The organism is Algoriphagus sediminis, from assembly GCF_030403435.1.
Classification (GTDB): Bacteria; Bacteroidota; Bacteroidia; order Cytophagales; family Cyclobacteriaceae; genus Algoriphagus; species Algoriphagus sediminis.
In genome coordinates this window covers 22,767-33,909 of the sequence record NZ_JAUEPH010000005.1, presented here as the reverse complement: position 1 = coordinate 33,909, position 11,143 = coordinate 22,767, and the positions used below count along the sequence as shown (strand labels likewise).

The window sequence follows — 11,143 nt, the reverse complement described above, 5'->3', positions numbered from 1 at the left end:
CTATTCGAACTCGAAAAATTCATCCTCTTTTCTAGCTGGAGCATTGGTTCTACCTAGTCCCACAGAAGATTTAAGACCGCTAAATGTAGCCTTCCACCATCCGGCGAAGATGAATTTTGATTTGTCTCTTTGGTAATAAATCTTCCGGGAAACCTTCTTTTTAAATAGGCCTCTAGGGTTTTTATTCTTTAAAGCTGTATTCGCTGCAAAAGTGTATAAGCTAAGTTTTCCCTTTCCAGGTAAAAGGGTCAAAGTATCTAAAAATTCAACTTTTAAATCTTCATAAAAAAACTTCATTCGCCCCCAGGCTTCATTCTCATTGATTTTAAACTTCCATTTCCCATCGGTAACCTGACCAGACTTCACTCCTATGAATGAAGTACGCGTGAGAATATCATTGGCATTGGTAAGATCAAAAGCACCAAGTCGAACATCCACAGCCATCTCATAAGGAGCCTCGAATTTCATGTCTACATCTAATCGGACATCCCCCTGCCCTTCCACTAATGCTTCTGCATACATTCTTGCTTTTTTCAGAGGATAGGCTATGGTGTCAGGTGTCAAGATAAATGGGGCTATGGATGCGTTGATGTCCTCGAATTGTAAAGTCCCCACCAGGCTAGATTTGGGCACAAACTCCTGATATCGGATCTGGGAATTTTTCACGATTACAGAATCTAATTCCACATAAATCGGAAAATTCTGCATCAATTCCTGTGGCATGGGCTTGACCACTCCTTCTTTCAGAGGAAGTCTCTTATCCCTAAAAATATCCATGGACAAGCTATCCACTAATAGATTACCTGCCCTGACCTTCCTTGATTCAGCCAAAACATCGAAATCAATTTGGTCAAGAATAACTCCACTAACCTTTGCTTCTATTGCATCTGTCTGAAAACCAATTTTTCTTAAGTATTCGTATCTGCCCAAGGCTGGTCTAAACCAAATATCAGCAAGCTCCACAGATTCATCCTTAAAAGTTACCTTCCCAACTGTAAGCTTATTTAAACTATCACTGGTAAAAATGGTGTAGTTAGCAAGAGAAAGATCAAGGTTTTGGTCCAAAAAGAAATCGGCTCCCATTTCCTGTTTGCCCCCTAAAAGCTCAAGATTTAAATCCTTTAGGGTAACATTTACATTATTAAAATTAAGCTTCGGAATTGGCTGATTTTCCTTGTTGAAAATCTGAATTCCCCCATTTTCTAAAAGCACATCATCCAGCAAAATAGAACTTATGAGACCCTCCGTGCTCTGCTCTTTCTTTGGCTTCGCCAAAGAATTTTCATCTTTCACAGGAGCCTCCTTATCCAGATAAATAAAGACTTCCGGGTCAGTGAGCTTAACCTGTGTGATATTAAACGTTTGGCTACCCAGGATACTTGCCAGCTTATTGTTTTGCACCGCCAAAAAAGGAATCTGAGCTGAGATAATGGGCTTTCCAGAATGGCCTGATATGCTATTAGGTATCACCTGAAAATCCTTAAATACAGACTCATCAGTGGCAGTATTCAACTCCAGTTCAGAGAATTTCAGGGTGTGGATGCTGTCCGGAAGGGCAAAGGAAAAATCCTGTAGATCAATAGTAATTTGGTCAAACAAGCTGGAAATATTCTCCTCAGATGCAGAGATTGAGTCCAGATTAAAGCCCTGAACCAGAAGGTCAAACCTGGTTTCTATGGATTGAATATCAGTCTCCCCCAATAGATACTGTAGCTGCAAAAATGATTGATCTGCTTCAACACTGTCGATTAGAATTTTATCTATAGATGGAGGTAATTCAGGCCCATTTCCACGAGGCAAGGAATCCGCTGAGGAAGCAGATCTAAGTGCTGGGTTCAATTCTAGGTTCAGGTCACTTCCTACCACCTTTAACTTTCTTAGTTCAAGGATATTATCGAAAAGGAAGCGATCGATATTCACTCCTTCAAGGACGACTTCAGGAAGCCCCACATTCAAAATAACCTTACTTTCCAAACTAGGAGATGGCCTTAGGGTAAGATTATCAATATTTATTCTCTCAGCTTTAGAATTATACCTTATGTTATTTGTAAGCACAGTGTAATTGCCTCCTGCCAGGCTAAAAGCGTAATCTTTAAAGCTTATATCAATTTCATCTGAGAAAAAAGTTTGATCAGGACCTTGTGGCAAACCCCTCTCCACATGAAAATTCTTCAGGGCCAAACTAAGGTCATCCTCCGTGATAGAAATCGACTTTGAACCAGAGAAATTCTGATATTCAAGATCTCCTTCCAAAAAATTCAAAGAATCGATAGTTATAGACTTGAAGTATTGGGTTAGTAATGATTCTAAATCATTATCAGAAGAAATAGTCCCTGTAGAAGTTTTTGGTCTTTTGCCATATCTTTCTAGACTGATTGATGAAGAAGGAATGGTCAATAAGCCTATTTCTAAAGTTTCTTCGAAGAAAGCCTTCTTTAGATCTATATCCTCTACTGCAAAATAAGGCACATCCATGTCCATGACTGCTGTTTTATCATAGATGTTCAAAAGGCCTTTTACCTGGGAAGAATCTGGCGGAGTAATGCGAAAACCTTGTAATTCAACACGATCATTTTTAGAATCAATGATGACTTTTGTGGCAGAAAACTCATGTATATTATCTTTTAATTTTAGCCTATAATTGTCCATGTCCAGGACAAGCTCATTGGCGAGGAAAAATTCCCGCGTATTATTGACCTTTTCGGGTTCAATAAAAATATCTTCAAGCAAAAGGCTAAACCTATCGAAACCTAAATCTTGATTTCTAATTCCAGAGGAGTTTGAAAAGGAGATAACTCCATCATTTAAGTCAAAAGACTTAACCCTTAACTCCCGCATGTAACCTTCAAGCAACTCATTAATTGGGGCTTTATTTTCGGAGGTTTGCACCAGAACACTCTCATTCTCTACTATCTCCACCTGAGGGTTATCCATCCGAATTGTGGATACATCAAAAATACCATCGTTGTAAAACCGCTTAAGGTCTGCCCCGTCAATTTTCAGTTCTGGAAGTTCTACCTTAAGTAATAATCTTGGATCGGTTTCGATAAATACAGAATCTCGTGGAGATATCTTGAATCCTTTTACTGCTATCTGGTTTGTAAAACTGTTTACCGCTACACTTTCGCCCTGAATTTTATGCACACCATCTGAAAGATAGACCTCCACATCACGAATAGCCATAGATGCATCATCTCCATAAAAAAACTGATTCTCCTTTTTGGCTACATCATCTCCCAAGTAAAACTCTACCATCTTGAAATCCAGATTCCCTAATTCAATTCGGTTTTTTAAAGAATCCAAAAGATCAGAACTCACAAATTGCCCTCTATTGACCGACAACTCTTGAACTTCAATGGAGTTCAGAATCCCCTCAATAAGGTCATTCAGATCGGTTGTCCCCTGTTCGCTGGTATTTTGTGATTTATTTGATCTGGCTACATTAAAAGACGGTTCATTAAGGATTATTTCCTCTATTTCTAACTCGGAAGTTTGAAAAGCACTATTGAGATCTACTTTTTTAAGCTGTAATTCATCAAGCGAAAGCTCATAATAGGCTTGACTTTCTTTACTCCGATCAGGAATCATTTCAAATGATTGAAGATTGATCTGTTGATCAATAGAAGAAATAAAAATTCGGTTTGCTTTAATTGTATGAACCTCGTCAGGAAGCAAGAATTGCCCTTTCTCCATTTCAAATTCGAAACCACGGGCATTAAAAGGAGTGGTCCATTCCTCCTGGGTAGTCCAATTAACGTCCTGAATCTGGAGCTTACTGTTTTGTACCTGGAGGTTATTGTCAGATAGAAAGTTAAGAAAGAAAAGATCAGCATTGATGATTTCTATTTCCCGGATAACCAAAGCATTTAAAGGTGAACTCTCGATAGTTTTTCTAATCTCTCTTTCTAGAGATTTTACTGGAGACTCCCTGTCCACCGTTTCATCCGTTTCACTTTCAACGGGTTCTGAGCTTTCGGAAAATGTCAATTTGACGTTGGGGTTATCAAATTCCAGTCTTCCCAAATAGAATATATTTTCATCCGCTGAATACCATGATCCCTTTAGCGCCAGCTGATCTAAAGAAAAATCAAATAAGGTCTGATCCTCCGGTACCTGAGCCTCTGGATTAGGCTTCATGACTATCCCATCTAAAAAGACCCCACGTCGGATCAGGGATATATTTAATCGGTTAAAATCGATGGTATAAATCTCAGAAGAAGCTTCGTTTACTTTTCTTCTGGCCCAGTTAGCAAGGAGTAAATTGGATCCAAAGTAAACGATAAACTCAAGAAAAAGAACAGCTAAAAGAATACCAATGACCACCCGAAGCACACTCTTCCTCAGGCGATGACCTTTGATCTTTCTTAGTTTTTTTTCACTCATGGTTTAGCTCCCTTAGGCTAAAATAGGTAAATGCCTGAATTTTTATTTCAGAAATAAAAAAAGGCAGCGATAAATCGCTGCCTTTGCTGTAGGAGAAGGATTCGAACCTCCACGAGGTAGTTAGGCGATAGTCCGGTTCAGAATATGCTTTATCCCACTCTGTCCCATTTGTTTCGAGCTGATCGACACAAACGGGACAGATTCCTCACCCCCGAGACAGGAGGGCTTGTCTGCCAATTTCAACATCCTACAATATTATACTTCATGCCCTTATGGCATTGACATGATAGATCATCATTTCGATCTCTCTGTTGTTTCAAAAGTAGCAAAAACCCCTATTCTTTAAAATTTTGATAACTTTTTTGTCAATTTTTTAGAGTTTTTTTAATTGAATGCTGATATATCAATGATAATTCAAAATCTACCAAGAAAATAGCTGATATTTTAAAGATACTTCAATGCTCCAGTTTAATTTGGACATAAAAAAACCATGAAAATCAATTTCATGGTCTTAGTCAATTAACAATAAACCCAAAATAACCTGCTGTAGGAGAAGGATTCGAACCTCCACGGAGTAGTTAGGCAATTTTCACGAGCTCGCTAAAAACGCTTTATCCATTGACCCCCACCCCCGAGACAGGAGGGCTTGTCTGCCAATTTCAACACCCTACAGTATAAATTTTTACCCTTTTGGTATATACAAATATAGGTTATTGAATTCCTTTTTTGCAAATCTTACAACAAATTGATTAAATTTTTACAGTATTTTTAATTTTAAGTTTATTTCTTATCATTCTATTTAATTTACTATGTGCTTCTTCTAGGATTATTGCCAAATTCGAAATCAACTCTCAAAAGTCACATAGTTCTGCCATTTCTCAAGGACCGAGCTCATATCCTCTGGTAGCGGAACTTTAAAATATAGTTTCTCTCCAGTTTTGGGATGCGTAAAGCCGAGAGACTTGGCATGAAGTGCCTGCCGAGGAAGAGTTGAAAAGCAGTTTTGGACAAAGGCTTTGTATTTTGAAAACTGGGTCCCTTTACGAATTTTATCCCCTCCATACATAGCATCGTTAAATAACGGATGCCCTATAAATTTCATGTGAGCCCTGATCTGGTGGGTTCTCCCTGTTTCAAGTTTGCACTCAACCAAACTTACATACCTAAGCCGCTCAAGAACTTTCCAATGGGTCACAGCATGCTTTCCCTGACTTCCGTCCGGATAAACATCCATCACTTTTCTATCTTTTTGACTTCTTCCTACATGACCCTCTATCCTTCCTTCATCTTCCTGAGGTTCTCCCCAAACCAGAGCTAAATAGGATCTGTCAATGGTGTGATCAAAGAACTGTGAAGCAAGATTAGTCATAGCCTCTTCTTCCTTTGCGATGACCAGCAATCCTGAAGTATCCTTATCAATTCTGTGAACTAAACCCGGTCTTCCCTCATTTCCTTTCATTTCTGGAAGGTCTTGAAAATGATGAACCAGAGCATTGGCAAGGGTCCCTGTCCAATTTCCATGTGCCGGATGAACCACCATCCCCGCTGGTTTATTGACCACCAAAAGAAACTTATCCTCATAGATTATATCCAGAGGAATATTCTCAGGATACACCTCCGTATCCCTTGGCGGAGCAGCCATCATTACTTGGATTACATCTCCTGCCTTTATTTTATAATTTGATTTTTTGGTTTGTCCATTCACCAGAACATTCCCTGCATCCATTGCCTGCTGAACCTTGTTTCGGGTAGCATTTCCGATCTTTTCACTAATAAACTTATCAATTCGAACACTAGTCTGACCAGGATCGACTACTATCTTATGATGCTCAAAAAGCTCATTGTCTTCCAAATCAGATTGTTCGTCTAGGTTATTCATCATGCTATAAAAGTACAAGTATCTCCTTTAAATTTACACCAAAGTCAAATCACAGAGCCTTGCTCCATCATTCCCCTATCACAAATCAATTCCTATTCAGAACTGAATCAGGTGTAGAATTCTGGATCAAAAGATTGGACTTGGTCCATCCTGAAGTATCTGGTAATAAATTTTTCAAGTTGAAATATAATCTCGAGGAGGCTAAAATTAAGGGATACGATACTATCTTAACCTTCGGAGGGGCTTACTCAAACCATATTTATTCTACCGCCAAAGCTGTCAAGGCTATTGGGATGAAAAGTATTGGAATCATAAGAGGAGACGAGTTAAAGGTATTAAACCCAACCTTGCAAGCCGCAAAGGAATCCGGAATGCAACTGAAATTTATTAGCCGCGAAGATTACCGGAGAAAAAATGAAGAGAAATTCATCAAAAATCTGAAAGATCGATTTCAAGGTTTTTACCTCATCCCTGAAGGAGGAACAAATGCGCTTGCCATCCATGGCACTCAAGAAATACTTCAATATTCAGATGCTAAATTTTCACATATTGCTTGTTCCATTGGAACTGGAGGCACTTTCGCTGGACTCGCACTTTCTATTCACCCCGATCAAAAACTGTTGGGGGTATCCTCTTTAAAAGGAAATTTCATTCATCAAGAAATAAAGTCGCTGCTTGAAGCTTCTCAAAAAGATTTTGTTGGAGATTATGAAATCCTAGACAGCTTCCATTTTGGAGGATATGCGAAACATACCCCTGAGCTCATCAAGTTTATCCATGATTTCTACCAAAAATATCAGGTGACTTTAGATCCTGTCTACACCGGAAAGACAGCTTTTGCAATTTTAGACCTGATAGAGAAAGGGTATTTCAAGGCCAAATCAAAAATTCTAATGATTCACACGGGTGGACTTCAGGGGAATCTAGGTTTTACAGAAAGAACCGGAATTAATCTTCCCCCTTCAGGGTAAAAAAATCTTCAGATTCTTGGGGGTGAAGCTCCAAGACGCTGGCTAGAGTTAGCCGTACCAAAGTTCTAGATGCCAAAAATTTAGGAATTCTGGCAATACGCGAATACTCTTTAACCGTGATTTTCCCATGCTCCTCTATGGCTTTCATCAAGGTTTCTTCTTTCTCACGGTAAGTGAAAACCACATCTCTCGGCTGCCTACTTTTTTTAATCACTTCCCAAACTTCCTTACTGGCTTGAATAGAACGATCCTCCACCCTTACATAAGACTTTCTCTTCCCTTCTTCATATAAAAAATGTGGCCGGTTGGGACTTTGCGGAATTTCGAAAATAGCGATCCCCTTTTTCTCAGTGATTTCTATTATTTCTCGCGAAAATTCAATTTTAGGCCTGATCTCTTCCTCAATTGCCTTTTCAAGAACATAAACTTCGTCTTGGATAAATTTTTGACCGGACACAGTACCGTCATCATCCACACCTAGCAAGAGAGTGCCGCCAGAAGTATTCGCAAAGGCAATTATTTCTCGAATAATCTTTTCAGGATGAGCCGCTTTCTTTTTGAATTCAAGAGAAAGTCCCTCTCCCCGACTAGCAAGGCGTTTTACTTCGGACAATAACATGTGAAATTAATTTCCTGGTCCCCTATTCAATTCATCGAGACGCTTCTTTTGAGCTTGCCACTCGTCCCGAAGCCGCGCGGCCTCCATAAAATTCAGTTCCTTTGCCGCTTTTTCCATTTGCTTTTGAGTCTGAGCAATAAGCTTTTCTAACTTATCCTTTGTCAGAAACTGAACCAAAGGATCGGCAGCCATCTCAACTCCTGGACCAGTCGGTTCTGCATAAACCTTAGCGTTTTTCTTGCTATCTGCCACCTTCGTCTGACCCATGATTTTTTCTCTCGATTTGATGATAGTTTTCGGCACAATACCATGCTTCTCATTGTACTCGAGTTGCAAGGCTCGTCGACGCTTCGTCTCATCAATCGCCGAACTCATAGATTCTGTGATTTTATCTGCATACATAATTACCCTGCCCTCATCGTTCCGAGCAGCGCGCCCGATAGTCTGTACTAAACTTCGCTCATTTCTCAAAAAGCCTTCTTTGTCTGCATCCAGAATGGCCACTAGGGAAACTTCAGGTAAATCCAATCCTTCACGAAGCAAATTTACCCCTACCAAAACGTCAAATATCCCCAATCTCAGCTCACGCAAAATCTCAACCCGATCCAATGTCTTCACTTCTGAGTGAATGTATCGTGACTTTACTCCCGCCCTTTCCAAATACTTCTGAAGCTCCTCAGCCATTCTTTTGGTCAGCGTGGTTACGAGAACCCTCGCATCCTTTTGGATCGTTTGATCGATTTCCTCCAGTAAATCATCAATCTGGTTCTGACTTGGCCGCACTTCGATGGTTGGGTCTAATAGACCCGTAGGCCGGATAATCTGCTCCACTACCACACCTTCCGTTTGGCTCAACTCGTAATCTGCAGGAGTGGCTGAGACATAAATCACCTGATTAGTTAAATCTTCAAACTCTTCAAATCGCAGAGGCCTATTGTCCAAAGCTGATGGAAGCCTGAAACCAAAATCAACGAGGTTCACTTTCCTCGATCGGTCACCTCCCCACATGGCCCTCACCTGAGGTACCGTTACGTGGCTCTCATCAATCATCAACAAATAATCATCTGGGAAATAATCTAGAAGACAGAACGGCCTCATCCCGGGTTTTCTCCGGTCAAAATACCGGGAATAGTTCTCCACTCCTGAGCAATAACCTAATTCCCGGATCATCTCCAGATCAAACTCTGTTCGCTCTTGCAGTCTTTTCGCTTCGATAAATTTTCCTTCCTTTTCAAAGAAATTCACCTGAGCTACCATGTCATCCTGGATTTCTTTAATCGATTGATCAATCACATCCCTGCCAGTCACAAATAGATTTGCCGGAAAAATAGAAATGATGCGTTCATCTGAAATCTTCTTTCCTGTCTGCGGGTTAATCCTCTGAATCGCCTCAATTTCATCACCCCAAAAGAAAATTCTATAGCCAAAATCCGCATAGGCCACGAAAATATCCACCGTATCTCCTTTCACTCGAAAGGTTCCATGGCTCAATTCCTGATGAGTTCGACTGTAAAGTATATCGACTAGTTTGAACAAAAGCTGATTCCTTGGTATTCGATCACCTTCCTGAAGTCGAATTACATTTTTCCCGAATTCCTCTGGATTTCCTATACCATAAATACAAGAAACCGAAGCCACTACTATCACATCACGCCTGCCGGTAAGTAATGATGAAGTCGCACTTAACCGCAGTTTTTCAATCTCTTGATTTATGGAAAGATCTTTTTCTATATATGTCCCAGAGGTGGGAATAAATGCCTCAGGTTGATAGTAATCGTAGTAAGAAATGAAATACTCGACTGCGTTTTCAGGGAAAAACTGCTTGAATTCACCGTAAAGTTGAGCTGCCAAAGTCTTATTGTGGCAAAGCACCAAAGAGGGTCTTTGCACTTCCTGGATCACATTTGCCATGGTAAAGGTTTTTCCTGAACCAGTAACACCAAGAAGAACCTGTGCCCTCTCTCCCTCCTCTATACCTTCGGAAAGTTGCTTTATGGCATTGGGCTGATCACCAGTCGGTACGTATTCAGATGTGATTTTAAAATTCATAATGGATTGCCCCTTGACAACAACAATTCAACCAATTTTGGTTTAACCTTTGGCAGAAACTTTGTACTTCCCTATATTATAATAGAGATAATTCGTGCGAAGAATGATCACCAAAAGCAGGGGTACGATACTCGGGTGAAAGCTTTGCCAGCCAAAAATCCAAAAGACAACGGCCGCGTCAGCAGCAATCAATGCAAAAAGCAAATACTTCCTAACCCAGCTTTTCAGGTTTTTTGAAAGCAAAGCGAAGGCAAGAACGAGGTGCCCCGGAAAAGCCCAAAGGATATTCCAATTCATTTTAGTAGCAATGTGATCTGTGGCAAACCACAATAGGAAAATTACAATCCCGAGTAATCCCAAAATGGAAAATAACCCAAAATCAAAACCTATGTACAATCGCTTTCTGCGGTAGCCCAAATAAGTAATCGTTCCAAAAAGTATAGCTAGTAGCCACAGCAAAACATAGGGATTGAACAAGCCCCATGATTTCGGCTGAGCAGGTGGAAAATCAAGAATGATATTCGTTTCCTTGACCAGAGGTCGTATTCCTCTGATATCTCTTTGCACCTCCGCCCTGGCAAATGCCTCCTGCATGTAATCCGGAAGAAACTGAGCCTCATAAGCACTCGCTTCTTCATCAATCACAGAACCCAGTGCCAAATCAATTCCGAAATCCGCCCAAACGCTGCTGAGAATATATTCATCGATCAGGTTTCTGAAGGTTTTAGGTTCATCGGCCGGTTCAGGCTCCGCCCAAATCAAATCATCACCCAGAGCCAATTCAAATGCATCTCTTATTCTGGTGGCACAATTGTCAAAAAAGAAATCGTAGCGATAATATCTCCTCTCTGGAAGCAGGTTCACTTCCAGAAACTCCACAAGATATCGGGCCTGCTCACCGGAAATATCCAAAACCTGTTCGGTTACCCCTCTTTGTTCTGCATTATAGGCCTGAATAAATCGAGCATAGGTGGTCACAGATAGCTGGTAGTCCAGCGTTCTCCTGGCAAACTTATATAGGAAAAAAGGGGTATCGAAATCAAAAGTCCCATAATTGAAAACCATATCTCTACCGCTTCCTATATCCATAATTCGGATGGCACTATGCCCAAAGGCAGAATAAAGCTCCTCTCCGGGCTCACAGGTCAAAAGACTTACTCTATAGACCTGGGCCTGAGCCACCGAGCCCAAACAAAAAAATAACGATAAAAATAGTACAAAGGCTTTTGAGTTAAGCTTCAT

6 protein-coding genes are annotated in these 11,143 nt (G+C 40.4%); 1 reads left to right on the top strand and 5 read right to left on the bottom strand.

Going from position 1 to position 11,143, the window contains the following annotated elements; translation table 11 throughout:
• Together QVH07_RS11815 and QVH07_RS11810 are read right to left on the bottom strand one after the other, a co-directional pair.
• Complete coding sequence (locus tag QVH07_RS11815) at positions 1-4,383, bottom strand: hypothetical protein (protein ID WP_290000627.1); 4,383 nt, start codon at positions 4,381-4,383, stop codon at positions 1-3.
• A gap of 844 nt (positions 4,384-5,227) precedes the next feature.
• Positions 5,228-6,265 (bottom strand): RluA family pseudouridine synthase, encoded by a 1,038-nt coding sequence (locus QVH07_RS11810; RefSeq protein ID WP_290000625.1) that lies wholly within the window; start codon positions 6,263-6,265, stop codon positions 5,228-5,230.
• A gap of 56 nt (positions 6,266-6,321) precedes the next feature.
• On the opposite strand from QVH07_RS11810, the gene QVH07_RS11805 reads away from it, so the two are divergent.
• The gene (locus QVH07_RS11805; protein WP_290000623.1) at positions 6,322-7,233 is read left to right on the top strand and encodes a 1-aminocyclopropane-1-carboxylate deaminase/D-cysteine desulfhydrase; all 912 of its coding nucleotides are present in this window, start codon (positions 6,322-6,324) and stop codon (positions 7,231-7,233) included.
• Here QVH07_RS11805 and QVH07_RS11800 read toward each other — a convergent pair.
• From QVH07_RS11800 to QVH07_RS11790, 3 genes are read right to left on the bottom strand one after another with little or no spacing between them, the layout of a single operon-like run.
• Positions 7,211-7,852 (bottom strand): AlbA family DNA-binding domain-containing protein, encoded by a 642-nt coding sequence (locus tag QVH07_RS11800; protein ID WP_290000621.1) that lies wholly within the window; start codon positions 7,850-7,852, stop codon positions 7,211-7,213. The two genes, QVH07_RS11805 and QVH07_RS11800, sit on opposite strands and share 23 nt — an antisense overlap.
• 6 nt (positions 7,853-7,858) lie before the next feature.
• Entirely contained in the window at positions 7,859-9,901 is a 2,043-nt protein-coding gene (gene uvrB / locus QVH07_RS11795) for an excinuclease ABC subunit UvrB (RefSeq protein ID WP_290000619.1), read from the bottom strand.
• Between the two features lie 42 nt (positions 9,902-9,943).
• Positions 9,944-11,143 (bottom strand): Lnb N-terminal periplasmic domain-containing protein, encoded by a 1,200-nt coding sequence (locus tag QVH07_RS11790; RefSeq protein WP_290000617.1) that lies wholly within the window; start codon positions 11,141-11,143, stop codon positions 9,944-9,946.

What these genes read in the sequence shown, in the direction of transcription:
- QVH07_RS11815 (WP_290000627.1), bottom strand. Translation starts at nt 4,383, where the DNA reads ATGAGTGAAAAAAAACTAAGAAAGATCAAAGGTCATCGCCTGAGGAAG.
- QVH07_RS11810 (WP_290000625.1), bottom strand. Translation starts at nt 6,265, where the DNA reads ATGATGAATAACCTAGACGAACAATCTGATTTGGAAGACAATGAGCTT.
- QVH07_RS11800 (WP_290000621.1), bottom strand. Translation starts at nt 7,852, where the DNA reads ATGTTATTGTCCGAAGTAAAACGCCTTGCTAGTCGGGGAGAGGGACTT.
- uvrB (WP_290000619.1), bottom strand. Translation starts at nt 9,901, where the DNA reads ATGAATTTTAAAATCACATCTGAATACGTACCGACTGGTGATCAGCCC.
- QVH07_RS11790 (WP_290000617.1), bottom strand. Translation starts at nt 11,143, where the DNA reads ATGAAGCTTAACTCAAAAGCCTTTGTACTATTTTTATCGTTATTTTTT.